This window comes from Streptomyces sp. cmx-18-6, assembly GCF_046548915.1.
GTDB lineage: Bacteria > Actinomycetota > Actinomycetes > Streptomycetales > Streptomycetaceae > Streptomyces.
Map to the genome: position 1 here is coordinate 22,346 of NZ_JAEBEP010000008.1, position 23,732 is coordinate 46,077.

At 74.4% G+C, this 23,732-nt stretch carries 19 protein-coding genes and 1 pseudogene; 10 read left to right on the forward strand and 10 right to left on the reverse strand.

Translation table 11 applies throughout. The features are described from left to right. Positions 1–90 precede the first annotated feature (90 nt). A complete protein-coding gene (locus ACLJPL_RS19800; protein ID WP_411082177.1) occupies positions 91–1,599 on the reverse strand; it encodes an FUSC family protein in 1,509 nt (502 codons plus the stop codon). Positions 1,600–1,907: 308 nt separating this feature from the next. Continuing rightward, entirely contained in the window at positions 1,908–2,078 is a 171-nt protein-coding gene (locus ACLJPL_RS19805) for a hypothetical protein (RefSeq protein WP_411082178.1), read from the reverse strand. A gap of 50 nt (positions 2,079–2,128) precedes the next feature. Between ACLJPL_RS19805 and ACLJPL_RS19810 the strand changes: the two genes are divergently transcribed. Both ACLJPL_RS19810 and ACLJPL_RS19815 read left to right on the forward strand, forming a co-directional pair. Continuing rightward, on the forward strand, positions 2,129–2,614 hold the full coding sequence (locus tag ACLJPL_RS19810; RefSeq protein WP_411082179.1) for an Lrp/AsnC family transcriptional regulator: 486 nt from the start codon (positions 2,129–2,131) through the stop codon (positions 2,612–2,614). Between the two features lie 388 nt (positions 2,615–3,002). Beyond that, entirely contained in the window at positions 3,003–4,163 is a 1,161-nt protein-coding gene (locus tag ACLJPL_RS19815) for a serine/threonine-protein kinase (RefSeq protein ID WP_411082471.1), read from the forward strand. A gap of 72 nt (positions 4,164–4,235) precedes the next feature. Here the strand turns inward: ACLJPL_RS19815 and ACLJPL_RS19820 are convergent, their stop codons facing one another. After that, on the reverse strand, positions 4,236–5,228 hold the full coding sequence (locus ACLJPL_RS19820) for an aldo/keto reductase (RefSeq protein ID WP_411082180.1): 993 nt from the start codon (positions 5,226–5,228) through the stop codon (positions 4,236–4,238). Positions 5,229–5,706: 478 nt separating this feature from the next. Continuing rightward, a complete protein-coding gene (locus ACLJPL_RS19825) occupies positions 5,707–6,636 on the reverse strand; it encodes a family 16 glycosylhydrolase (protein WP_411082181.1) in 930 nt (309 codons plus the stop codon). A 307-nt stretch (positions 6,637–6,943) separates the two neighbouring features. On the opposite strand from ACLJPL_RS19825, the gene ACLJPL_RS19830 reads away from it, so the two are divergent. Continuing rightward, positions 6,944–7,531, forward strand: a complete 588-nt coding sequence (locus tag ACLJPL_RS19830; protein ID WP_411082182.1) for a DNA polymerase ligase N-terminal domain-containing protein — start codon at positions 6,944–6,946, stop codon at positions 7,529–7,531. Between the two features lie 39 nt (positions 7,532–7,570). On the opposite strand, the gene ACLJPL_RS19835 is transcribed toward ACLJPL_RS19830, so the two are convergent. Next, positions 7,571–12,709 carry a HEAT repeat domain-containing protein gene (locus ACLJPL_RS19835; protein WP_411082183.1) on the reverse strand — a complete coding sequence of 1,713 codons (5,139 nt, stop codon included), beginning with the start codon at positions 12,707–12,709 and terminating at the stop codon, positions 7,571–7,573. 309 nt (positions 12,710–13,018) lie between these two features. Here ACLJPL_RS19835 and ACLJPL_RS19840 point away from each other — a divergent pair, with 309 nt between their 5' ends. Both ACLJPL_RS19840 and ACLJPL_RS19845 read left to right on the forward strand, forming a co-directional pair. Next, a complete protein-coding gene (locus tag ACLJPL_RS19840; RefSeq protein WP_411082184.1) occupies positions 13,019–14,353 on the forward strand; it encodes a geranylgeranyl reductase family protein in 1,335 nt (444 codons plus the stop codon). 108 nt (positions 14,354–14,461) lie between these two features. Beyond that, positions 14,462–15,613, forward strand: coding sequence for a winged helix DNA-binding domain-containing protein (locus ACLJPL_RS19845; RefSeq protein ID WP_411082185.1), 1,152 nt, complete (start codon positions 14,462–14,464; stop codon positions 15,611–15,613). A gap of 138 nt (positions 15,614–15,751) precedes the next feature. Here ACLJPL_RS19845 and ACLJPL_RS19850 read toward each other — a convergent pair whose 3' ends face one another. The 3 genes from ACLJPL_RS19850 to ACLJPL_RS19860 form a co-directional block, all read right to left on the reverse strand. Then, positions 15,752–16,534 carry a uracil-DNA glycosylase gene (locus ACLJPL_RS19850; protein ID WP_411082186.1) on the reverse strand — a complete coding sequence of 261 codons (783 nt, stop codon included), beginning with the start codon at positions 16,532–16,534 and terminating at the stop codon, positions 15,752–15,754. Positions 16,535–16,601: 67 nt separating this feature from the next. Further along, positions 16,602–17,624 (reverse strand): hemolysin family protein, encoded by a 1,023-nt coding sequence (locus ACLJPL_RS19855; RefSeq protein WP_411082187.1) that lies wholly within the window; start codon positions 17,622–17,624, stop codon positions 16,602–16,604. Then, positions 17,621–18,922, reverse strand: a complete 1,302-nt coding sequence (locus tag ACLJPL_RS19860; protein WP_411082188.1) for a hemolysin family protein — start codon at positions 18,920–18,922, stop codon at positions 17,621–17,623. Before ACLJPL_RS19860 ends, ACLJPL_RS19855 begins: the two co-directional genes overlap by 4 nt. A gap of 322 nt (positions 18,923–19,244) precedes the next feature. On the opposite strand from ACLJPL_RS19860, the gene ACLJPL_RS19865 reads away from it, so the two are divergent. After that, complete coding sequence (locus tag ACLJPL_RS19865) at positions 19,245–19,466, forward strand: hypothetical protein (protein WP_411082189.1); 222 nt, start codon at positions 19,245–19,247, stop codon at positions 19,464–19,466. 135 nt (positions 19,467–19,601) lie between these two features. Here the strand turns inward: ACLJPL_RS19865 and ACLJPL_RS19870 are convergent, their stop codons facing one another. Both ACLJPL_RS19870 and ACLJPL_RS19875 read right to left on the reverse strand, forming a co-directional pair. Further along, complete coding sequence (locus ACLJPL_RS19870; protein ID WP_411082190.1) at positions 19,602–20,540, reverse strand: M56 family metallopeptidase; 939 nt, start codon at positions 20,538–20,540, stop codon at positions 19,602–19,604. Between the two features lie 140 nt (positions 20,541–20,680). Then, a pseudogene (locus ACLJPL_RS19875) lies at positions 20,681–21,109 on the reverse strand (BlaI/MecI/CopY family transcriptional regulator); the annotation flags it as partial. Between the two features lie 238 nt (positions 21,110–21,347). On the opposite strand from ACLJPL_RS19875, the gene ACLJPL_RS19880 reads away from it, so the two are divergent. The 4 genes from ACLJPL_RS19880 to ACLJPL_RS19895 all read left to right on the forward strand — a co-directional run bounded on the left by ACLJPL_RS19880 (position 21,348) and on the right by ACLJPL_RS19895 (position 23,714). After that, positions 21,348–21,923, forward strand: coding sequence for a TerD family protein (locus ACLJPL_RS19880; RefSeq protein ID WP_411082191.1), 576 nt, complete (start codon positions 21,348–21,350; stop codon positions 21,921–21,923). 77 nt (positions 21,924–22,000) lie between these two features. Beyond that, positions 22,001–22,582, forward strand: coding sequence for a TerD family protein (locus ACLJPL_RS19885; RefSeq protein ID WP_411082192.1), 582 nt, complete (start codon positions 22,001–22,003; stop codon positions 22,580–22,582). 101 nt (positions 22,583–22,683) lie between these two features. Further along, positions 22,684–23,337 carry a hypothetical protein gene (locus tag ACLJPL_RS19890; protein WP_411082193.1) on the forward strand — a complete coding sequence of 218 codons (654 nt, stop codon included), beginning with the start codon at positions 22,684–22,686 and terminating at the stop codon, positions 23,335–23,337. An 83-nt stretch (positions 23,338–23,420) separates the two neighbouring features. After that, the gene (locus ACLJPL_RS19895; RefSeq protein ID WP_411082194.1) at positions 23,421–23,714 is read left to right on the forward strand and encodes a hypothetical protein; all 294 of its coding nucleotides are present in this window, start codon (positions 23,421–23,423) and stop codon (positions 23,712–23,714) included. The last annotated feature ends 18 nt before the right edge of the window (positions 23,715–23,732 follow it).

The following is a 23,732-nucleotide window of genomic DNA, read 5'->3' on the forward strand; positions in this document are numbered from 1 at the left end:
TCCGCCGTCGCCGTGATCTCCACGGCCGACGTTAGCAGGCGGCCCGGATCAGGTCTGGACCAATCCGCGGGCGGTGGGGCGGGGGCGGGCTCAGGCGGCGATCGGGGCCTGCGGCGGGCTGTGCAGGGGCGTCGCGAGATCGGCCAGCGCGCGCTCCAGACCGTGCAGATGGGCCAGTGCGGGGTGGTCGGGGGCGGCGGCGGGCTGCACGCCCGCGCGGACGGCTCCCCGCGCCTGCCGGCTCTCCTGCCGCAGGAGCTCCTCCACGGTCGACTCCACCCGGGAGCAGGCGGCCGACAGCCGGGCGTCGTGCGAGGCGGCCGGATCGGCGGCGATGGAGGCCAGGCCGCGCACTTCGCGTACGCAGTCGTCGAGCAGGGCCAGCACCTGCCGCGCCCGCGCCTTGCGGGCCTTCAGCGGGCTCAGGGGGTGCACCAGCGGGGCGAGCGAGAGCCGGACCCGGCCGAGCAGCACGTCGAGTTCCGCGACCCGGGGGGCGGGGTCCGCGGTCAGGGAGCCGGCGAGGCGCTCGGCGGCCTCGGCCGCGCAGGCGTGGACGCACCGCAGGGCCTTGCGGATCCACGCGTCGGTGATGGCGTGGGTCGTGACGGGCAGGACCAGCAGCACGGCGAGTACGGCCCCGAGCGCGCCGACCGCCGTCTCGGCGACCCGCAGCCACAGCAGCGAGGCGTCCAGGACGCCCAGGACCCCGTAGAGCATGCCGACCATGACGGTCACGAAGAACATCATCCAGCTGTACGAGACCGCCGCCGTGTAGAAGATCCCGAAGACGCTCACCGCGACGAGGGCGGCGGTCGGCACGCCCGCGCCGTCGAGCGGGATGGCGACCAGGAAGCCGGCGACGATGCCGATCACGGTCCCCAGGACCCGGCGGAAGCCGCGTACGAGGGTCTCGCCGCGCGAGGTGGTGTTGACGAACACCCACCAGGTGGCGCCCACCGCCCAGTACCACCGCTGGTCCGAGAGCACCTGTCCCAGGCCGAGCGCGAACGCGCCGCCCAGTGTGGCCTGCACCGCCTGCCGGGTGGTGATCCGGGCCAGCCCCCGCCCTTCCGGAGGGGCGGGCGCGGCCACGACGGGGAGCCGCCGCTCGTAGCACCACGCGCCGAAGCGCACCGTGGAGGAGGCGCACAGGGACAGCAGGACGGCGGCGTACAGCTCGGGCAGCTGCCCCGGCACCGTGTGCAGGAACTGGGCGGCGAAGAAGGTCATGAACGCGAAGACGCCCAGCGAGTGCCCGCGCGGCCCCCAGCGCCGGGCGTAGACGCCGGCCCCCATGACCGCGAGGAAGGCCAGGTCGCGGGCGACGGGCTGGTCGTGCAGCACGGCGGCGACGGCGAGGACCGGCAGCCCGGCGGCGGGGAGCAGCGCGGTCGTGACCGCCTGCTGCCGGATCGTGGCGTCGGTGACCGTGAAGAGGGCGAGCAGCGCCGCGAGGCCGCCGGTGATGGCGGCGACGAGCGAGTGGCCGACGAGCCCGCACAGCGCGACCGCGAGCGCGATCCCGATGACGGCCCGGCCCGCGAACCGCAGCCGCACCCGGCCCGGGTCCGGCGCCACGAACACCCTCTTCAGCACACTGTGCCCCTTCCGCGTCCCGGCGGGATCCGCAGGCGATCCGCGGAGGCCCGAGGAGAGCCACGGAGACCCGCGGATGCTCGTCGGGATCCGCGGAGGCTCTTGCAGAGATCCGCATGAAAAAGGCGCCGCGGAGATCCGCAGCGCCATCGACGGGACTATCACAGCATCCAGGAGGCCCATGGATCAAACGGAGGCGAAAAGCCTGGGCCAATGGCACAGTCCGCTCCGCGCGCCGTGGGCCGGGGAGGGGCCATCGGACCACCCGGATGAGCACCGCCGCCGCAGGGCGGGCGGCAGGCTGGGACCTAGGCGACGGAGGCCCCGAACAGGTAGGAGAAGACGCCGGCGGAGAGCGCGAGCGCCGGGACGACCCCCGTGCGGGGCGGCCCGCCCTGGAACCGGGTGACCGCGATCAGGGGCAGGAGCGACCAGCACTGCCAAGCCTCTTCGGAGCCGTACGCGGGGCACTGGGCCATCGGTACAGTCGAAAGGGGCACCCCGCGAAGCAGAAGGAGACCAGCGGACCATGGCCGTGGACACGCTCGACACCCGGATCCTGCGCCTGCTGATCGAGCAGCCGCGCACCAGCGTGCGGGAGTACGCCCGCATCCTCGGGGTCGCCCGCGGCACCTTGCAGGCCCGGCTGGACCGGCTGGAGCGGGACGGCGTGATCACCGGTACGGGGCCGACCCTCTCCCCCGCCGCCCTCGGCCATCCCGTCCTCGCCTTCGTGCATCTGGAGGTCACCCAGGGACATCTGGTGGAGGTCGGCGACGCGCTGGCGGCCGTCCCCGAGATCATCGAGGCGTTCTCGACCACCGGCGGCGGGGATCTGCTGACCCGGGTCGTGGCCCGGGACAACGGGCATCTGGAGGACGTGATCCAGCGGCTGATCCAGCTGCCGGGCGTCGTACGGACCCGGACGGACGTGGCGCTGCGCGAGCGGGTGGCGCACCGGGTGCTGCCGCTGGTCGAATCCGTGGGGCGGGCGGCGGGCGGCCAGGCCCCCTGAGCCGGGGGCGGTGGACGGGCAGGCCCTCTGAGCCGGGGGGGCTGGGCCCGCTGAGCCGGGCGGTGAGCCCCCGCGAGCCGGGTGGTCAGGCCCGCTGAGCCGGATGGCCAGGACCGCCGCGCCGCGCTCAGGGCCGTGACGCCCCGGCAGGGTACGGCGTCCTGAACATGCCGGACCGTCAGACGTCGCCCGGCGATGGGCCTTCGGGACATGGGCGGCCCCGCGGACCGATATCCTGATCATGTCGATCACCCCGCCGTGCGGGGCCCTGAGGGGCCCACCGACGCGCGGTGGACCGGCAGTCGGAGCGGGCCACCATTCGAGATAGGTGAAACAGGTGCTGGTAGCTGGTCGGTACCGGTTGATATCCCCCATCGGCCGTGGCGGCATGGGCGAGGTGTGGCGCGCCACGGACGAGGTGCTGGGCCGGGCCGTGGCCGTGAAGCTGCTCCTGGGGGATCAGGCGGACGCCTCCTCGACCGCGCGGTTCCGGCTGGAGGCGCAGACCGCCGCCCGGCTGAGCCACCCGCATCTGGTGGCCGTCTTCGACTTCGGGGCCTGGGAGGACCGGTTCTTCCTGGTGATGGAGCTGGTCGAGGGGCAGAGCCTCGGTGATCTGCTCGCCGCCCAGGAGCGGGTCCACCCCGAACAGGTCGCGCAGATCGCGGGCCAGGCCGCCGCCGGTCTCGCCGCCGCGCACCGCCAGGGCATCGTCCACCGGGACATCAAGCCGGGCAACCTGATGCTGGACGTGGACGGTTCGGTGAAGATCGGCGACTTCGGGATCGCCCAGTTCGTCGACGACCCCTCGACCGCGCTGACGACGGCCGGGCACATCGTGGGCACCAGCCTCTACCTGGCGCCCGAGCGGGCTCTGGGACGTACCGCCGACTCCGCGTCCGACATGTACTCGCTGGGCTGCGTCGTCTACCAACTGCTGCTCGGGCAGCCCCCGTTCAAGTCCGACACGGCGACCGCCACGCTGTACCAGCATGTCGACTCCCCGCCGGTCCCGCTGCGGCAGCGGGGCGTGGACATCTCGGCCGCCTTCGACGCGTATCTGCTGGGCCTGCTGGCCAAGAAGCCCGAGGAGCGGCCCACCGCGCAGCAGGTCGCCGACTGGTTCCGTACCGACGCCTGGCGCGGCCGGGCGGAGCCCCTTCCGGTGCCCAAGTCCGCGTCGCGCCGGGCTCCTTCGCCCATTTCCTCGCCCGCGTCCCCGGCCGCCCCGGCGGGCCCGGCGGGCCAGTCGACGTATCGGCTTCCGCAGCCCACCGGTCGACGACGCAGCACCGCGTCCCGGTCGGCTCCGGCCCGTCGGCGCTCCACACGGGAGGCGATCCGGCGACGCCCGAGGGTGGCGAGCGCCATCGCGGGTACGGCGACGTTCCTGGCCGCCGTGTATCTGGGGATGATCCTGTTCTCGCCGGACCCCAGCTCCGCCGACACCCCGACGCCCGGCCCCTCCTCCAGCCCGTCGTCGCAGGACGCCGGCGAGGACGACGGGCAGCAGGACGGGGGCCGCGGAGAGGACGGGCAGGACGACTGAGTCCCGCTCGCCTTGCCGCCGGTCACCCCGGGGCCGCCCGCCACCCGGGGCCGCCGCCACCCACGGCCGCCGTCACCAGCGGTCGTGGACCTCCGGGCGGATCGACCGGTCGTACAACTCCCGTACGGCGTCCAGCGTGGCCTGCGGCAGCGGCGGCAGGGAGGCGGCCGCCGCGTTGGCGCGGGCCTGTTCCACCGAGCGGGCGCCGGGGATGACGCTGGTGACGCCGGGCTGCTGGATGATCCAGCGCAGCGCAGTCTGCGCGGGGGTGGCGCCCTCGGGGGCCAGTGCGGCGAACTCGGCGGCGGCGGCGATCCCGGTCGCGTAGTCGATGCCGGAGAACGTCTCGCCCTGGTCGAACGCCTCGCCGTGGCGGTTGTACGTACGGTGGTCGTCGGGGCCGAAGACCGTGTTCGCGGTGTACTTGCCGGAGAGCAGTCCGGAGGCGAGCGGGACCCGCGCGATGACGCCGACGCCCGCCGCCGCTGCCGCCGGAAGGACCTCGTCCAGGGGCTTGAGGCGGAACGGGTTGAGGATGATCTGCACGCTCGCGACCCCGGGGCGGGCGATGGCGGTCAGCGCCTCGGCGCAGGTCTCGACGCTCACCGCGTAGGCGGCGATCCGCTGCTCGTCGACCAGGGTGTCCAGCGCGTCGTAGACGGCGTCGGAGGAGTAGACGCCGCTGGGCGGGCAGTGCAGTTGTACGAGGTCGAGCGTGTCGACGCCGAGATGGGCGCGGGAACGGTCGTTCCAGGTACGGAAGTTGTCCAGGACGTAGTTCTCCGGCAGTTGGTCGGCGCGGCGGCCCATCTTGGTGGCGACGAAGACGTCCGCGTCCGGGCGGTTCTTGAGGTAGCGGCCGATGAGCTGTTCGCTGCGGCCGTCGCCGTATACGTCCGCCGTGTCGAAGAAGGTGACGCCGGATGCGACGGCGGCGTCGAGGACGTCGAAGGCGTCGTTCTCCTCGACCTCGCCCCAGTCGCCTCCGAGCTGCCAGGTGCCCTGTCCGACGACCGAGACGTCACGGCCGGTCCTGCCGAGTGTGCGCTGTTCCATGAGGATCATGCTATTCCGCTTCTCCGGTCGGGGGCCCACATCCCTGGTCGCCCCTCAGGGGGCGGGCTGCCGGGGGTCAGCCGGCCGGCGGTCGTGCGGGAACGCCGGCCAGGTCCAGGACGGCGGCCGTCTCGTCCTCGGGGAGCGCGGGGTTGGCGCCCGCGCTGGAGGCCGGTTCAGGGAGGTGCAGGACCTCGCGGAGCCGTTCGCACGGAGGCGTCGGGGTCGTCGAGCAAGCGGGCGCGTACGGCGTCCGGCAGCGGCGCGACCACCGTACGCGGGCTCCACCACTCGGGTCCGTACGCGAGAGCGGGCCCGCACCTCGGCGGAGGGGTCGTCCACGGGCCGGGCCCGCTGTGCGGGCCCGGCCCCGGCGCCCATCGCGGAGCCGATCCGGGCGCGCGGGTCCGGATGGGCCAGGATCGCCGTGACGGCCGGTTCGTCGGCGGTGACGTCGCAGGAGCTCGCCGGCCCGTCGCCGCTCCGATCAGCCGTCGGTGGTCACGCGGACGTAGTCGACGACGAGTTGCTTCGGGAAGGTGGTGGAGCCGTCGGGGTCGCCGGGCCAGTAGCCGCCGACCGCGAGGTTGAGGATGAGGAAGAAGGGCTTGTTGAACACCCATTCCCTGCCGCCCAGGTCGGCGGGGGTGCGCTGCTGGTAGACCGTGCCGTCGACGGACCAGGTGATGGAGTCGGGGGCCCAGTCGACGGCGAAGGTGTGGAAGTCGTCGGCGAAAGCGGCTCCGCCCGGAAGGGTGTAGCCGGCGCCGATGCCTTCGGCGCCCGAGTAGCCCGGTCCGTGCAGGGTGCCGTGGACGGTGCCGGGTTCGAAGCCGACGTTCTCCATCACGTCGATCTCGCCGCTCTGCGGCCAGCCGACGTCGCCGAAGTCATCGCCCAGCATCCAGAACGCGGGCCACATGCCCTGCCCGGCCGGCACCTTCATCCGGGCCTCGACGTGCCCGTAGGCCGCCGAGAACTTGCCGGCGGTGTTGAGCCGGGCCGAGGTGTACTCGCAGGACCCGTACCAGCACTGGTAGTTGCCGGGGTTCTCCTTGCGTGCGGTGACCACCAGATTGCCCTGGCCGTCGAGGGCGGCGTTGCTGTTGCCGCCGGTGTAGTACTGCCGCTCGTGGTTGTTGACGTTGTCGCCGGTCTCCAGCTGCCACTTGCCGCCGTCGACCGCCGATCCGGCCGGCCCGTCGAACTCGTCGGCGAAGGAGACGGCCGCCGGGGCGGGAACGGGGGCGGGTGCAGCGGAGGCTCCGCCGGGCAGTGCGGTGAGGATCGCGGAGCAGCAGAGCAGGGAGGCCGCGTAGAGCGCGGTACGGCGACGCCTCGAGCGAGCGCGGGCGGGAGGGGTGGGGGAAGGACGGACGGGGTCGGGCTGGTGCGGAAGGTGCACGGTCACGGTCATCACATCGCTTCGTGGGGGGACATGCGCATGACAGATCGACACCGAGAGGTGAACGGTTGGGGCGCTCACCTCGGGCGCATATTTCAATTCTTGATTTAAGGGAGTGCCGCAGGAGCCGTCAATAACCTGGTCCGGACCGGAGAGCGAACGGACCGTTCCACGGGCATATGCATCTGAATGCGGCGGGGTCCGCCGTGCGGTTCCCTCCGGACGGCGGCAGAGTTGGAGGTACCGACCCGGCGGCGCGGCCGAGCTGCACCGGACAGCGCGGCGGGACCCGGGCGGGTGCGGGCGGAGGGAGCACGGCATGCAGGACGACGGCGTACCGCGGCCCCGTTTCGACGGCGTACCGCGACCTCATTTCGTCGTGCAGATCCATGACGCGCGGCGCATGCACTTCGACTTCCGCCTGGAGGTCGACGGCGTACTCAAGTCGTGGGCGGTGCCCCGCGGCCCTTCGGAGAACCCGAGCGACCGGCGGCTCGCCGTGGAGACGGAGGACCACCCGCTGGAGTACCGCGAGTTCGAGGGGGTCATCCCGCGGGGCGAGTCCGGCAGCGGCACGGTCATCGTCTGGGACCAGGGCACCTACGAGCCGCTCAGCCACGACCGGGAGGGCGACGCCGTCCCCTTCGCCGATTCGCTGGCCCTCGGCCATGCCACGTTCTGGCTCCGCGGCTCCAAGCTGCACGGCGAGTTCGCGCTCACCCGCTTCCGGGTGGGCGATGAGCCGGAGAGCGGCGGCCAGGAGGCGTGGCTGCTGATCAAGGCCAACGACCGTCTGGCCGTACGCGACCGGCCCGGCTCGCCGGACCCGTACCACGCCCGGTCCGCGCGTACGGGACGGACGCTGCACCAGGTCGCGGTGGCGGCGGCGCGGGGGGACGGGGGGTGACGGGCCGGAGGCGCTTCCTCCACGGGCGTCCGTGCTCGGTCAGGGGCCGGTGTCCGCTTCGGCGCCCGTGGCGGGGGCGGTGAGGACGTCGGCGAGGACGTCCGTGTAGAGCCTCCGCCGGTCGGGGCGGGCGTGCGCGGCCGCCTGCCGGAGCGCCGGGACCGCCGCCGCGCCGAAGCCCGTGACCGCCTCGCGTGCGGCGTTGCGGACGGCCGGCTTCGGGTAGCCGAGGAGCCGGACCAGGTCGGGCAGGGCGGGCTCCCACGACGCCCGTCCGAGGGTTCGCGCCGCCATGCGCACGACGTCCGGGAGCGGGTCGTCGAGCAGGATCGTCGTCGACCGGGCGTGGGCGGCCCGGTCGAACAGGGCGCGCGAGACCCGGTGGGCGTGCAGGCGCACCCCGGCGCGCGGGTGGCGCAGCAGTTCCCCGATCACCGTGTGCAGCGCCGGGTCAGGCTCCCCGCCCGGCGTCGGCGCGCACTCCTCGACGAGCCGGCCCAGGGCGCGGCGGATCTGCTCGGGCGTCCCCTCACGGGCCAGGTCGAGCAGTTCCGGCAGAGCCGGGCGGTGGTCCCGGGCGGCCGGGGCCCTCGGGGACGGAGCAGTCAGGAGTACGCCGAGAGCGGCGGCGTCCTCGGCCTCGGCGTCGGGCCCGCGCAGGGGGCCGTCCACGAGCACGATGCGGTCGGCCGGGGCGTCGCGGCCCTCGTCGCGCAACCGGCGGCGTACGCGGTCCAGTTCGGGCGTACGCAGCAGGGGACGGCCCGCCAGCAGGTCGAGGAGGCCGTGGTCGCCCGCCTCGACGCGCGGGCCCAGCGCCTGTGCCAGGGCGTCGGCGGGCACCTGCTCCAGCACCGTACGGGCGGCCTCGCGCACGGCGGGCGGGCCGTGCTGCCACCGGTCGAGCAGCATCGGGACCAGCGGCGGCAGGTACCAGGGGTCCAGGCGTCCCGCACAGCGCAACGCCCGCTCCGGCAGCACCCCTTCGGCCTCCAGCTCCGCCGCGCTCAGGCCGGCCGGCGTACGGGCGATGCGGTCGATCCCGGCGTCGGGCACCCGGTCGACGCGGCCGCGCAGATACGCCCGGACCACGGCGAGCGCCGCCTCCGGCTCGGGCCGGCCGGCCAGGGCCCGGGCGGCGGTGTTCCGGCGGTCCGGGTCGTCGGCCTCCAGCAGGGCCAGCAGCCGGGCCTGCCGGGCGGCCGAGTACGGCTGGTCCGGGTCGTCGGGCCGGTCGGTACGCGGCGCGGCGGAGCTCGGGGGCTCCCGGGTCCCGGCGAGGGTCCACGGCGGTGCGCCGAGCGGCTGGAGCTCGGTCACCCAGTCGAGCAGCGGACCGCGTACGTCGGGCCCGGCGGCCGGGTAGGCGTCGATGAGGGCGTGCAGCACCTGCCGGGAACGGGGAGCGCCGGGGGTGTTCCGGGAAGCGCCCGGGAATGTGCTCCCGAACGTCCTTCCGGGCGTGCCTTCGGGCGTACTTCCGAACGTGTTCCTGAACGCGCCGTCCACGCCGTCCACGCCGCCCCGCCGGAAATCCGCCAGCGCGCCGGGCGTCCGTACCGCCTCGCGCAACGCTCCGGCCGCGTCTGCGGGCAGGTCGGAGTCCGCCGCCCCCTCCGTCACGCCGAGGGCCTCGCGGAGCACGCCGGGCGCCGCCCGCCAGGGGTCCGGGCCCAGGTGGACGGCGGCGAGGGCCCGGTCGAGGTCGGCGCGGACGAGCACCGCCCCGCAGCGCCGCAGCAGGGACAGCATCAGGGCCCCCGGCTCGGGAGGCGTGCCGGGCCCGGCCGTGGCGGCGGGGAGGGCGGGGGTCCGCCGCAACGCCACGGCGGCGGGCGGGAGCGCGCGGAGCTGCTCGACGACGGTGAAGCGCCGCACGGCGGACAGCGCCGGGGCGACCGCGTCCAGGACGTCGAGCAGCTCGACGCCGAACTCCTCAGGCCCTCCCCCGCTCACGGCCTCCTCGAACGCGTCGCTCACCAGCCCTGCATACCGGGCGAGCACCGCCCTCTCGTCGGCCGTCCACGGGGCCGGGCACAGACGCAGCGCGCACCGCAGCAGCCGGCCACGGGGACCGGCCGGGCGGGAGCTGTCGGCCAGGGCGAGCCAGCGCTCCAACTGGGTGCGGAGTCCGGGGAGTTCGCGAGCCACGGACGGGTCCGGGGGTGCGGGGCGGTGGGCGATGCGCAGGGCGAGCGAGGGGTCCCAGCCGCCGCGCAGCAGGGCTTCGGCATCCCGGTCGGCCGGGTTCGGCCCCTCGTCCAGGGCGGGCCGGGGCGACGGGAGGCCCAGGTCGGCCAGCGGTTCGGCCAGATCCTGGACGGAACCCGAGCGGAGGCGGACACCGCGCTCGGCGACGAGCGCCAGAAGGGCGGGCGCGACCGGCGACCCCTGGGCGTGCAGGGCGAGCACCGAACGCGCCGGCAGCACGCCGTCCAGGCCCGTCAGCAGCAGACGGCGGGCCCGTTCGTCCCGGACATCCTCGGCGGCGGCGAGGAGGGTCGCCGCGTACGCCTCGCCCAGGACGGCCCGCAGCGCCCGCGTCAGCGCGTCCCGCAGACCCGGGTTGTCGTCGCGGCCGAGCCGGCGCAGGAGCCGTGGCACGGCCGCAGGTCCGCCCGCGTGGACCAGGGTCTCGGCGGCGGTCTTCCTGATGTTCATGTTCGGGTGGTCGAGGCAGGCGGCGACCGGTTCCGCCGCCCAGTCGGCCCGCGCCGCCCCGAGCGCCCGAAGAGCCTGCCGTACGGTCCGGATGTCGGGCGACGCGGTGAGCGGGAGCAGCGTCGCGGACAGGGCGCGCGCGTCGTCTCCCGACGCGTCGTGGGCCAGCAGCGCTATGACGTGCTTGCGCACCTGCGGGTCGCGGCTGCGCAGCAGGCGGTGCACGCGTGGCCGGGTGTGGACGGTGGCGGGTATCCGGAGCAACGCCCTCAGCAGCACCGCCTGTTCAGCGCCGGTCGGTGGTGTGCCGCCGGCCGGTTGTTCGCTGACGCGCGGGTGCTCGCCGGCGGTCGGTTGCTCGCCTGCGGACGGTCCGGGCCGTTCGAGCGGGTGCAGCAGGTCGAGCAGGTCGAGCAGCAGCGTGGCGAGGAACGCGTGGCCCGCGTCGGGGGCGTCCACCGCGTCCAGCAGGCAGACGGGCCGGATCCGCCGCCGCGCGTACAGACGGCGGCCGAGTGCCTGTATCGCGTGGAGTACGTCGTCGGGCAGCTCCGGTTCCCCGTCCGGGCGCGGCCCGTACTCACGCGACCTGGTCCGCCGGTCCGCGGCGGGAGCGGGCTCCCGGGGAGCCACGAGATCGCGCACGACGCGCAGGAGGAGGCCGGCGACCAGGGGCGGGGTTCCCGTCCCCGCGTGTTCCGCGATGCGGCACAGCGCCGCCACCGGATCGGCCCCGTCCGGGCGGGAGCGCAGGACGGCGAGCTCCTGTTCGTCGGGACCGCCGAGGTCGGCCGCCACGCGGGGCGGCAGGTCGGTCGGGTCGAGCCGCGCGAGGAGGTTCCGCCGCCGGTCGGGGGCGGTGGTGAGGTGCCACAGGAGTTCCAGCGCCCGGCCGCGTACGGCACGCAGGGCGGGAGCGATTCCGGCTCCGGTTCCAGCTCCGGCCTGGGCCCAGGGTGCGTATCGGGCCACGTCCGCCCCGTAGTCCCCCGCGCGGCTCCCGTCCTCGGCCACGCCGAGCCCCTTGGCCAGCGCCGCCTCCGTCAGGTCGCCGCCGGTCGCCTCCAGTGCGGCCAGCGCCTCGACGGGGGCCTGGGGCAGCAGGGCGAGCACCGCTTCCTCGGCGCACTCGGGGCGCAGGACCCGGATCGCGTCGAGGAACGGCACGGGGGCGGGCACGACCGGCAGGAGCCGGGCCACGGCCTCGCCGACCGGGATGTCGGCCGCGCCCTGTCCGGCCAGCGCGACCAGGAGGTCGAGGCGGCGCGGCCAGTCGGGGGCGGTGAGCGGTGCGTCGAGAAGGGCGGCGAAGAAGGTGCGGCGGCAGGTGTGGAGGACGGTGGCGATCTCCTCGGCCGGAACCGTGTGGTCGGCCAGGGCCAGGCCGACCACCGCTGGGACGTCCGGCGCGGTCGGGAAGTGGCCGCGCCGGTGCAGGCCGCCCAGGCAGGTCAGTACGGGCCCGGCGAACAGCAGTGGGTCGGGGGCGGCCAGCTCCAGGAGGCGGCCGATGTCGGTGCGTTCCGCCAGGCCGCCGAGGAGTTCCACGGCCCGGCGGCGCAGGGCGGGAGCCGCCGCCCCGTCGCCGGCGGTGTGCAGGAGCAGGTCGCGGTGGCCGTGCCGGGCGGCGGTGGTGAGCGCGGCGGCGGCGAGGGCCACGGGGTCGGAGAAGTCGCCCTCGCCCTCGCCTTCACCCTCACGGGAGGCGTATTCATCGGAGCCGTACGCACCCCACTCCCTCACCAGCCCGCCCAGGACCGACGCGTCCAGCGGCGCCACCACCGCCCACGGCTCGGCCAGTTCGAGCAGCGCGGCCCTCACCACCCCTGTGTCCAGGGCGTCGAGCAGCCGCAGCAGCAGGGCGCGCACGGAGGCGGGGGCCAGGAGACCGGCGTGCAGACCGGCACGGGCCAGACGCAGCGCCTCGTCCTGGAGGACCGGGTCCCCGGTGGCGGCGAGTTCGGCGACGAGCCGCTCGGGCCGGTGCGCGTCCACGATGTCGGTGGAGTGGACGGCCCGGTAGAGCGGCTCCGCGGCCGGTTCGGTGCGGATGGCGGCGGGATCGGTGAGCAGTTCGGTCCGCAGCCAGGCGATCCGTACGGGGGCGGGCCACCCGGCCGTACGCCAGTCGGGCAACTCCCTTTCACGGCGGCCCGGCTCGGGGATGCCAGGCTCGCGGCGGCCCGGCTCGGGGATGCCAGGCTCGCGGCGGCCCGGCTCGGGGCGCAGCCGCCCGTAGAGCTCCGCCAGGGCGAGGGACTCCTCCGGCGTCGCCCCTGTGGAGTCGGGCAACAGGACGGCCAGCAGCTCCTGTTGGTCCGACCCGGCGGCGGACAGGCGGTCCGTGCGCTCGGCGAGGAGGCTCAGGCCGAGGTGGCGCATACGGGGATCGGCGTGCCGGACCAGCCGGCCGAGCAACTCCGGGGCGCAGGTCCGGGCGTCGAGGCTCCGGGCGAGCCGGCCCGCGTCGGCGCGGGCGAGAGCGGCCTCGATCGGATCCTGCGGAGGTGTGGTCACCCCGGGATCGTAGACACTGCCGAGGCCGAGACCTGGTCCCATCCCGGCCCCACTCCTCGTCCCGCCCCGGCCCATCCCGGCCCCACGCCTCGTCCCGCCCCGGCCCATCCCGGCCCCACGCCTCGTCCCGCCCCGGCCGCACAGCCCCCCCCCCCCCCGGCCGCACAGCTCCTCGTCCCACCCCGGCCGGGAACCGCCCAGGCCCGACGCGTGGTTCCGCCCCGGCCCGTCCTGGTCGATGATGTCGCCCGGGGCCGTCGCCCCGCCCGAACACCAACAGAGCACCGGACGGGCAGGAAAGAGGTTTCCATGCGGGAGACAGCATCGGATCCGGCGGCGGCGAACGGGCGCTCGGGCGAGAGAGACGCCCAGGTGATCGTGGTGGGGGCGGGCCCGGCCGGGTCGTCGGCCGCGTACCACCTGGCCCGGGCGGGTGTGGACGTGGTCCTGCTGGAGAAGGCCCGTTTCCCCCGGGAGAAGGTGTGCGGAGACGGCCTCACCCCGCGTGCGGTGCACCAGCTGATCCGGATGGGGGTGGACATCTCCGCGCCGGGCTGGACGCGTTCGCGCGGTATGCGGTGGGTGGCCGGGGAGCACCGGGTGCAGATCGACTGGCCCGCGCTGGGCCGCTACCCGGACTTCGGGCTCTCCCGCAGCCGCCACGACTTCGACGACATCCTGGCGCACCACGCCGTGGCGGCCGGGGCCCGCCTCTACAGCGGCTGGAAGGCGCAACGGCCGCTGACGGACCGGGCGGGCCGGATCACGGGGGTCACCGCGACCTCGGACTCCCCGGACGACCCGGAACCGGCCGGCTTCCTCGCCCCGGTCGTGATCGCCGCGGACGGGGCCTCCGCCCGGCTCGCCCTGGCACTGGGCCTGGAGCGGGACCCCCGGCGGCAGATCGCGACCGCCGCCCGCCGCTACTACCGCAGCCCGGAGCGCTCGCGGGAGGAGTACCTGGAGCTCTGGGCGGACCTGCGCTTCCCCGACAGGGGACCGTACCTCCCCGGGTACGGCTGGATCTTCCCGATGGGCGACGGCCGGGTCAACGTCGGGCTGGGGGCGCTCCCCCACCGCCGGCACGGCAAGGCGGACCTGCGGGCCACCCTGGACCAGTGGCTGGCCCGCACACCCGAGGAGTGGGGGCTGCGCGAGGAGAACGCCGAGGGCCCGGTCCGCAGCGCCGCGCTGCCCCTGGGCTTCAACCGCCACCCGCTGTACGCGCGCGGGCTCCTGCTGGTCGGCGACTCCGGCGGCATGGTCAGCCCCTGGAACGGCGAGGGCATCGGCCAGGCCCTGGAGGCCGGTGAGGTCGCCGCCGGGACCGCCGCGCTCGCCCTGGCCCACCCCGAGGGCCCCCGGCGCGAACAGGTGCTGCGCGGCTACCCGGTGGAGATGAACCGCCGCTGGGGCCGCTACTACCGGCTGGGCAACGCGGCGGCCGACGTGATCTTCAGCCGCTCGGGGTTCCAGCCCGTGCTGAACCGGTACGTCATGAACTCGCCGTTCCTCCTGAACACCCTGGCCCGGTTGCTCACCGACCTCACGGACAAGCCCTCGCGGGATGTGATCGACCACGTCCTCAACACCGCGTTCCGTATCGTGCCCGCACCGAGGCCGGGACGTGCCGGCGGGCGGTGAGGAGAGGATAAGGACGGGAGCCTGGTGGCATACTCCCGGTTCTGTCGGCCCCCCGCGCCCGCGCCGCGGGCGCGCACGGGCGATGGACGACCACGGGGGAACGAACCGATGACACGCGCCAGGCTCACCGCGCTGGAACTCAACCGCTCCACCCTCGCCCGGCAGTTGCTGCTGCGGCGGGAGGCGCTGGACGCGGCCGAGGGCGTACGGCGTGTGGTCGCGCTCCAGGCCCAGCAGCCGGCCTCGCCGTACGTGGCGCTGTGGAACCGGCTCACCGCCTTCGACCCGGCCGGCCTCGACACGGCGTTCACGGATCACCAGGTGGTCAAGGCGACCTTGATGCGGCTCACCCTCCACGCCGTGCACGCGGACGACCACCCGGCTTTCCGGGAGGCCATGCACCCGGTGGTGCGCGCGTCCCGGCTGGGCAGCCGCTTCACCGCGTCGGGGCTGACGGCGCGGGACGCCGACGCCCTGGTCCCCCGGCTGCTGGAGTTCGCGGACCGGCCCCGTACGAACGCCGAGTGCGAAGCCTGGCTGGGCGAGCAGTTGGGCGTGCCGGCGAAGGAAGGGGCGTGGTGGGGGCTGCGGCAGTACACACCGCTGCTCCACGCGCCGACCGCCCCGCCGTGGTCGTTCGGCCACCGTCCCTCGTACATCGCGCCCCGGACCTCTCCCCCGCGGACGGACCCGGAGTCGTCGGCCGTGTCCCTGCGGACGCTGGTGCTGCGCTACCTCTCCGGGTTCGGGCCGGCCTCGGTGGCGGACGTGGCCCAGTTCGCGCTGGTCACGCGGACCAGGGCGCGGGCGGCGCTGGCGGAACTCGCCGGGGAGCTGGAGCGGTTGGAGGGGCCGGGGGGCGAGGCGCTGGTCGATCTGCCGGGCGCCCCTCGGCCGGACGGGGCGGAGCCTGCGCCGCCCCGGCTGATGGCGATGTGGGACAGCGTCCTGCTGGCGTACGCGGATCGCGGCCGGGTCATACCGGACGCGTACCGCAAGGTCGTGATCCGCGCGAACGGTGATGTTCTGCCGACACTGCTGGTCGACGGATACGTGGCCGGGGTGTGGCGGCCGGTCGCCGGGGGCATCGAGGCGACCGCGTTCCACCCGCTGCCCGACGGGGTGTGGGAGGCGCTCGCCGCCGAGGCCCGGTCGCTGGTGGGGTTCCTCGCGGACCGGGAACCGGAGGTCTACCGGCGCTATGCCCACTGGTGGAAGCGGCTGCCGGAGGCCACCGTGCGGGTGCTGCCCGGGGGTTGAGGGGAAGCCGGGGCGTACGGACCCAGCGTACGGACCCGCGTACGGCTTCGCTGCGGCCCTGTGTACGGCGCTGAAAAGCGCGCGGCGGGCGGGCGAGGGCGGCCATCGGCCGGTCTCAGGCGGGCGTTGCGATCGGCCTCACGGAAGCGCCGCGATTCCGGCGACCTCGGCGGCCTCCTGGAGCACGTCGACCAGCATGGGCATGGTCAGCCGGCCCGTGAACGTGTTGCGCTGGCTGGGGTGGTAGCTGCCCAGCAGGTGCAACTCCTGCCGGCGCGCGGTGGCGGGCAGCACGACCCGGGTGCCGTGGCCGAAGGCGGGACGCGGGCGCGGCAGCTCCCATCCCGCCTCCGCGAGGACCGGCAGCAGCGCCTGCCAGCCGAACCCGCCGAGGACGACCACCGCGCTCAGCCCCGGACTCAGCAGGTCCAGCTCCGCCGCGAGCCAGGGGCGGCAGGTGTCCCGTTCCCCGGGGGTCGGCCGGTTCTCCGGCGGCGCGCAGTGCACGGGCGAGGTCAGCCGTACGCCGTGCAGGCGGAGCCCGTCCCCGGCGTGGACGGAGGACGGCCGGGAGGCGAGGCCCACCGTGTGCAGCGCGGCGAAGAGGAAGTCGCCGGTCGCGTCGCCCGTGAACATCCGCCCGGTCCTGTTGCCGCCGTGGGCCGCGGGCGCCAGCCCCACCACCGCCACCCTGGCGTCCGCCGGGCCGAAGCCCGGCACCGGTCGCGCCCAGTAGTCCTGGTCGCGGAAGGCGGCGCGTTTCACCTCGCCGACCTCCTCCCGCCAGGCCACGAGCCGAGGGCAGGCCCGGCAGTGCGACACGAGGGCGTCGAGTTCGGCGAGCCCGGTGCAGGAGGGCGCGTGCCGGGCCGGGAACCCCCGGTCGTCGGCCGCCGCCGCTCGGTCCGCCGTCTCGTCCATGCCCTTCACGCTACGTCCCGGCCTGCCGGGGCGCGTCGTGACCCGGCAGGCCGGGAGCCGGCGGCCCCTACGACGCGGTCGGCGGATGCAGCAGCCGGGCGAGGAGGTCGTCGAGGCTGACCAGTCCGGAGAGCCGGCCCTGTTCGTCGCGGACGACGGCGATGGTCGCGCGGCGCTCGCGCAGCCGCTCCACCGCGTGCGCGGCCGTCTCGTCCGGGGCCAGCTCCGGTACGGGCCGGGCCAGGGCGCGCGCCGACACCTGCCGGCCGCCGGCGCGGGCCACCAGGGCGTCACGGGCGTGGACCGATCCGAGGACGTGCTCCCCGTCCCGTACGAGCAGCCGGGTGCGGCCCGCGTCGGCGGCGACGGCGAGGATCCGGTCGAGGTCCGCGTCCGCGGGCACGGTGACGATCCGCTCGGCGGGGATCTGGAACTCGGCCACCGGGGTCTGCGGCTCGGTCAGCGACCGGGTCATCAGTCCGGAGTCGCCCTTGCTGATCAGCCCGAGCCGCTCGGACTCCTCGATGAGGTGGGTGAGCTGGTCGCGGTTGTGGACGGAGGTGAGCTCGTCGCGCGGGGTCACCCGGCAGAGCCGTACCAGCGCGTTGCTGATCGCGTTCAGCAACCGGATCAGCGGACGTACGACCTTGACCAGGGCGCGGAACGCCGGGCTCAGGAGCATCGCGGAGCGCTCCGGGTGGGCGATCGCCCAGGACTTGGGGGCCATCTCGCCGACCACCATGTGCAGGAAGACCACGATGATCATCGCCAGGGCGAAGGCGATGCCGTAGCTCAGTCCGGCGGGCAGCCCGAGCCGCTCCAGCAGCGGGTCCAGCTCGTGGGAGATGGCGGGCTTGGAGAGGGAACCGAGGCCCAGGGTGCAGACGGTGATGCCGAGCTGGGCGCCGGCCAGCATGAGGGACAGCTCGCGCATCCCGGCGAGCGCCGCCTTGGCGCCGCGCTGCCCGGACAGGACCGCCTGTTCCATGCGGTGCCGCTTGGAGGCGACCAGGGCGAATTCGGCGGCGACGAAGAAGCCGCTGCCGATCAGCAGCAGGACGGTCACGAAGAGCGCCATGGGGAAGCTCATGCCTGCGGCTCCTGTTCGATACGGACGTACTCGGCCACGTGCCGGTCGAGCGTTCGGACGTCGATCCGGACGCCGGAGACGGTGAGGCGGTCCCCGACCGTGGGGAAGCGGCCGAGCCGGTCGATGATCAGTCCGGCGAGCGTGTCGTAGTCGCCCTCCTCGGGCAGCACGATGCCGGTGGCCTCCTCGATCTCGTCCAGGCGGCGGCCCGCGTCGACCACCCAGCCGGAGCCGTCCGCGACGGCGAGTTCGACGACCGTGTCGGACTCGTCGGCGATCTCCCCGACCAGTTCCTCGGCGATGTCCTCGTACGTGACGATGCCGGCGACACCGCCGTGCTCGTCCAGGACGACGGCGAACTCGTCGTCCCGCTCGCGCATCTGGGCGACCGCCGCCGGGAGTCTCAGGATCTCGGGCAGCAACAGCGGGCGGCGGGCCAGCTCGCCGGCGGTGGTGCGGCCGACGTCGGCGGCGGGCAGCCCCATCAGCTCCCGTACGCCCAGCACTCCGGCGGGGTCGTCGGGGTGGTCGCCGAGCACGGGGTAGTTCGAGTGGCCGTGCCGGGCGATCAGCTCGACCGCCTCCAGGGCCATGGCGTCGCGGCGTACGAAGGTGACGTCGGCGCGCGGCACCATCACCGCGCCCAGGGTGCGCTCGGAGAACTCCAGGGCGTGGTCGACGAGTTCGGCCGTGGCGGCGGGCAGTTCGCCCTCCTCGTGGGACTCGCCGATGAGATGGCCGAGCTCTTCGAGGGTGGCTCCGTGGTGGAGCTCCTCCACCGGTTCGATGCCGATGCGGCGCAGCAGCCGGTTGGCCGCGCTGTCGAAGACGTGGATGAGCGGGCCGACGACCCGCAGGTAGACCAGCGTGGAGGCGGCCAGGGACTTCGCCATCCGCTCCGGTACGGCGAGGGCGAGGTTCTTGGGCGCGAGTTCGCCCAGCACCATCTGGATGAAGGTCGCCAGGACGAACGAGAGCACCACCGAGACGGCCGACACCGCCCCGTCCGGCAGCCCGATGGAGCCCAGTACGGGCCGCAGGAGCGTGGAGACGGACGGTTCGGCGAGAAAGCCGACGACCAGCCCGGTGACGGTGATGCCGAGCTGGGCGCCCGAGAGCATGAAGGAGAGCCGCTCCAGGACGTTCACGGCCCGGGCGGCCCGCTTGTCGCCGGCCGCGGCCTCCCGGGAGAGCGTCAGGCGGTCGGCGGAGACGTAGGCGAACTCCTGGGCCACGAAGTAGCCCGTCCCGAGGGTCAGGACGAACACGGCCAGGAGGCCGAGCAGGGCGGCGGTCATCCCTCACCCGCCGAGTGGGGGACCGGCTCTGTGCTCCGAGGGTCCCGGGGACTGCTGGGCCTCTGAGGATCTCGAAGATCCTGAGGTGCGAACTCCGTGGGCCCCGAAGGGCCCGGACTGGCAGACAACGCGTATCTCCTCATAGCCGGGCCCCCGAACTCTACAGCCCCGTAGACCTCAAGACGCCGGAGGCCGCGTGGCTCGATTCCAGCGGGTCCACGGCCTTTCGGGAACTCCCGCGCCGTCCCGCGCAGTTGTGCTGGCGGCCCCGCCCGGGGCCACCCGCCGTCATGGCGGAGGAGCAAGCTCTCAGGAGGCAGCAGTGGCCCAGATCGACCTGGACAAGGTGCTCGACAAGGCTTACGCGGACAAGGACCTGACCACCATCCTCGCGGCTCCCGTCTCGGCACTGAAGGGCGTCTCGGACCGTGACGGCGAGCTGCTCCAGGAGGCGTTCGGCGTGAAGACGGTGGCAGATCTGGCCAAGTTGAAGTACGTCCGCTGGGCCCAGGCCCTCGCCGCGCTGGACACCGGCGCGTCCTGACCCACGACCCCGGGACGGCCCGGCCCCGGGTCACCGGCGCGTCCTGATCTCCTGACGCCGGCCCGCCGGCGTCAGGAGATCGGCCCGCCGGAGCGATCCGGCGGGCCGGGCGTTCTCCCTCCCCCGTGCGGGAGGTCACAGCGGTGTCGCCGCCGCCTCCAGTACGACGAAGAGCGCCACGGCCGCGTTCAGCGCGGACAGCGCCGAGACGGTCGTGCCGGCGGCGGCGACGAACGCGGCGGCCCCCGCCGGGGTCAGCGCGGGCGGCCAGCCCCGGTCCGGCGGCACCGGGCCCAGGAGCGCGGCCACCCGGCGCGGCACGGGTCCCGCGGCGGCGAAACCGGCGACGGCCGCGGCGGCGGGGCTCGCGCGGGAGATGAGCGCCGCCTTGCCGACCGCGCGTGCGGTGAGCCGGCGGTCGCCCGTGATCCGGGCCGCCTCCTCGTCCGCCCAGCGCTCCGTGCTGTAGACGAGGGCCCCTCGCAGGGGTCTCAGCAGCGGGTTGACGCACCCGGCGAGCCGGGTCGCGAGGAGCAGCCGGTGGTGGCGGCCCTCCAGATGGGCCCGTTCGTGGGCGAGCAGCGCCCGGCGCTCCGCCGGGTCCAGGGAGGCGAGCATGGCCGTGGAGACCATCACCCGGCCCGGTGAGCCGGGCAGCGCGTAGGCGTACGGCACGTCGTCGGGCAGTACGGCGAGGTCGCCTCCGCCGGGCAGTCCGGCGAGCGTCCGGTGGGCCCGGGCACGGAAGCCGTAATGCCGTCGAAGGGTGATCCCGCAGGCCATCGTCACGGCGACGAGCGCCAGGATGGACGCCTTGCCGGCGAAGCCGTCGTGCGGCACGGCGTCGCGCACCTCCTCGTCGGACCAGCTGTCGGGCAGCGGGTTGCCGGGGAGCTGCGCCGTGCCGACCACGACCAGCAGCCCGAGACAGACCAGGCTGCACGCGGCGAGGATCACGGCGACGGTGGTCAGCAGGCGTGCGGCTCTCCGTGGGTGCAGGTGCTGCTCGGCCAGGCGCGCGATCGGCAGCGCGGTCAGCGGCAGGACCAGGGGCAGATACACGAAGACGCCCATCGTCAGCCCTCCGGCCGGTCCGTCGAAGCGCCGGGATCGTCGGGAGCGAGGGGGTCGTCGAGGGTGAGGGGGTCGTCGGGGCCGAAGGGGCCGTGGGAGGCGTCGGGGTCCACGGGTCCGAGGGGGTCGACCGGAGCCACGGGGGCATCAGGCGCCAGGAGGGCATCAGGAGCCTCGGGGCCGCTCTCCGCCAGCAGGGAGCGCAACAGCTCCTCGTCGTCCGCCGACAGGACGGAGACGAAGCTGGACAGCACCGCGTCCCGGTCCCGCTGCTTGTCGAGGAGGCGGCGCATGCGCAGGGCCGTGAGGCCGGCCTCGTTCGCCACGGGCTGCCACAGAACGGGCCGCTTCGGGCCGGTACGGGTGACGGCCTGCTTGGCGTGCAGCCGGGTCAGGATGGTGATGACGGTGCTGTACGACAGGCCGTTGCCGAGCCGTCGCAGCACCCAGGCGGCGGTCACCGGTTCGCTCGCCTCGCCCAGCACCGACAGCACCTGGGCCTCCAGCTCGCCCTGGCCCCGCCTGCGGGCAGGCGTTCCCCGCTCGTCACCGGCTCCTTCGGCGTCCACCGTCCGGCCCCCTTTCCCTTCGCTGCCCCGCTCATGGCCGTTCACCTGCCGGGTGCCGGGAAAGCGTATCCAGCCGCCGCGCCGCCGAGCCACCGCTCACGCCTTCGACCGCTTCCCACCCACCCGGAAAAATCTACAGTGTTGTAGATTTCATGGTGTTGCCGCAGAGTGCCCGCACCGTCACCCGTGGCGGCGCCGTCACCACCCACGCACCCGTCACGACGTAAGGGAGAACACCATGGGCGTGAGCCTGGCCAAGGGCGGAAACGTCTCGCTGAGCAAGGAGGCTCCGGGGCTGACCGCGATCCTCGTGGGCCTCGGCTGGGACGTCCGCACGACGACCGGCACGGACTACGACCTGGACGCGAGCGCCCTGCTCTGCGACGAGTCGGGCAAGGTCCTGTCCAACGAGCACTTCGTCTTCTACAACAACCTCAAGAGCCCGGACGGTTCGGTCGAGCACACCGGCGACAACCTCACCGGCGAGGGCGAGGGCGACGACGAGATCGTCAAGGTCGACCTCTCCGCCGTACCGGCGACCGTCGCCAAGATCGTGTTCCCCGTCTCCATCCACGAGGCGGAGGGGCGCGGCCAGAGCTTCGGCCAGGTCCGCAACGCGTACATCCGCGTGGTGAACCAGGCGGGCGGCGCGGAGATCGCCCGCTACGACCTCAGCGAGGACGCCTCCACCGAGACGGCGATGGTCTTCGGCGAGCTGTACCGGCACGGCGCCGAGTGGAAGTTCCGTGCGGTGGGCCAGGGTTACGCCTCCGGGCTGAGCGGCATCGTCGCCGACTTCGGCGTCGGTCTCTGAGCCGCCCGCGCCGAGCCGGGCACCGCTCGACCGCTCCTCACTGAAGTCACCTCACTGAAGTCATCGAAGGCGGAATCATGACGATCAACCTCTCCAAGGGCCAGCAGGTCAGCCTCACCAAGTCCGGCGGCGGCGAACTCGGCGTCGTCCGGATGGGGCTGGGCTGGAAGGCCGCGCCCCGCAAGGGACTCCTGGCCCGGCTGACCGCCCGTGACATCGACCTGGACGCCTCGGCTGTGCTCTTCGCAGGCAAGGACCCCCAGGACGTCGTCTTCTTCCAGCACCTGACCAGCGACGACGGTTCGGTGCAGCACACCGGCGACAACCGGGTCGGCGGGGCGGGCCAGGGCGGCGACGACGAGTCCATCGTCGTCGACCTGCGGCGCGTGCCCGTCCACGTGGACCAGATCGTCTTCACGGTGAACTCCTTCACCGGGCAGACCTTCGAGGAGGTCGAGGCCGCCTTCTGTCGCCTGGTCGACGAGAGCAACGGCCAGGAGCTGGCGCGTTACACGCTGACCGGCGGCGGGCGGCACACCGCGCAGGTCATGGCCAAGGTCCAGCGGACCGGCTCGGGCTGGCAGATGACGGCCATCGGAGCACCCGCTGACGGGCGCACCTTCCAGGACCTGATGCCCGCCGTCTCGCAGCACCTGTAGCAACGCCGTCCTCACGGCCCGGGGGCCGCGGGAACTCCACGGGGAGCCCGCGGCCCCCCGCACCACGGCCTATCGCGGCGACACATCGATCGAGGGAGAGCATGGGCAGTCCTTCCCGGCTCGGGGACGAAGACAGATCCGACTACGCGAGCGTGCTGGACGATGTGCTCGCCTCGGCGGAGATCCAGCGTCTGCTGGAGCGATCGGACCTCAGCAGCGGGCAGTTGCGCATCCGGGCCCTGGCCTCGGCGGCGCGCACGGCGCCGGCCGCGGCGGCGGAGTACCGGTCGTACGCGGGCCTGCGGCGCGAGCTCCACGGCCGACGCCACGACACCGGGCCCCCGCCCCTTTCCGGGCCCGGGCACCAGGAGCGGCCGGGCGCGGGGACGCTGGCGGTCCTCGGGGTGCTGACCCCGATCCTGGCAGCCGTCGCCGCGGCGACCTTTCTGGTCCTGGGCTACGGGCTGCGCCTGACGGGCAGTCTGGCGGCGCTGTCCGGCACTCTCGTACGGGTCGGCTGGATCAGTCTCGCCATCGCGGCGGCCACCTCCCTGATCAGCATCGTCGCCCTCTACCGCACCGCCGCGCTCCAGTCGGCTCCCGGCGCACCGCCCGGGGTGGACCGGTCGGCCGACCTCGACCGCGCCCGGGAGACCTGGCGAACGGCCTTGCGCGACAAGGGGATCAGGCCCTTCCTGCTCCAGGAGCTCAGCGGGTCGGTCCCGGCGGCGCGGAACCCCGACACCCGCCGCTGACCCCGGCGACCGCGTCCGGCATGCTGGCTGCGGCGCGGACCTGCGCGCCGGGGACGTACGGGGACGACGGAAAGGCCGGTCGGATGACGGTCACATCGGGCGCGGACGACGCATGGCTCGCGGACTTCGCCGCTCTCGTGCACGGCCTCATCGCCCGCCAGCCCCGGTCCGCGGGGGTGGGGGCGCTGCTCTCGTCGCTGAACATGGCGCGAAACGCCGAGGAGGAGCTCGCCGTCGACGACGCGTGCCACGTCGTCGAGTACTTCGGCATGTCCCTCAGCCGCGCCCAGTACGCCTCACTGGCCGAGCTGGCGGATCGGGTGGGCCAGGCCGACTCGCTGGAGGAGATCGACCTGAAGCCGTTCGTCGCGGACTGACCCGGCTCCCCCTCGCGG

Coding starts and splice junctions, on each gene's coding strand:
- ACLJPL_RS19885 (WP_411082192.1), top strand. CDS start 22,001: ATGACGATCAACCTCTCCAAGGGCCAGCAGGTCAGCCTCACCAAGTCC.
- ACLJPL_RS19840 (WP_411082184.1), top strand. CDS start 13,019: ATGCGGGAGACAGCATCGGATCCGGCGGCGGCGAACGGGCGCTCGGGC.
- ACLJPL_RS19890 (WP_411082193.1), top strand. CDS start 22,684: ATGGGCAGTCCTTCCCGGCTCGGGGACGAAGACAGATCCGACTACGCG.
- ACLJPL_RS19820 (WP_411082180.1), bottom strand. CDS start 5,228: ATGATCCTCATGGAACAGCGCACACTCGGCAGGACCGGCCGTGACGTC.
- ACLJPL_RS19810 (WP_411082179.1), top strand. CDS start 2,129: ATGGCCGTGGACACGCTCGACACCCGGATCCTGCGCCTGCTGATCGAG.
- ACLJPL_RS19860 (WP_411082188.1), bottom strand. CDS start 18,922: ATGACCGCCGCCCTGCTCGGCCTCCTGGCCGTGTTCGTCCTGACCCTC.
- ACLJPL_RS19815 (WP_411082471.1), top strand. CDS start 3,003: ATGGGCGAGGTGTGGCGCGCCACGGACGAGGTGCTGGGCCGGGCCGTG.
- ACLJPL_RS19830 (WP_411082182.1), top strand. CDS start 6,944: ATGCAGGACGACGGCGTACCGCGGCCCCGTTTCGACGGCGTACCGCGA.
- ACLJPL_RS19805 (WP_411082178.1), bottom strand. CDS start 2,078: ATGGCCCAGTGCCCCGCGTACGGCTCCGAAGAGGCTTGGCAGTGCTGG.
- ACLJPL_RS19850 (WP_411082186.1), bottom strand. CDS start 16,534: ATGGACGAGACGGCGGACCGAGCGGCGGCGGCCGACGACCGGGGGTTC.
- ACLJPL_RS19870 (WP_411082190.1), bottom strand. CDS start 20,540: ATGGGCGTCTTCGTGTATCTGCCCCTGGTCCTGCCGCTGACCGCGCTG.
- ACLJPL_RS19845 (WP_411082185.1), top strand. CDS start 14,462: ATGACACGCGCCAGGCTCACCGCGCTGGAACTCAACCGCTCCACCCTC.
- ACLJPL_RS19825 (WP_411082181.1), bottom strand. CDS start 6,636: ATGACCGTGACCGTGCACCTTCCGCACCAGCCCGACCCCGTCCGTCCT.
- ACLJPL_RS19855 (WP_411082187.1), bottom strand. CDS start 17,624: ATGAGCTTCCCCATGGCGCTCTTCGTGACCGTCCTGCTGCTGATCGGC.
- ACLJPL_RS19895 (WP_411082194.1), top strand. CDS start 23,421: ATGACGGTCACATCGGGCGCGGACGACGCATGGCTCGCGGACTTCGCC.
- ACLJPL_RS19880 (WP_411082191.1), top strand. CDS start 21,348: ATGGGCGTGAGCCTGGCCAAGGGCGGAAACGTCTCGCTGAGCAAGGAG.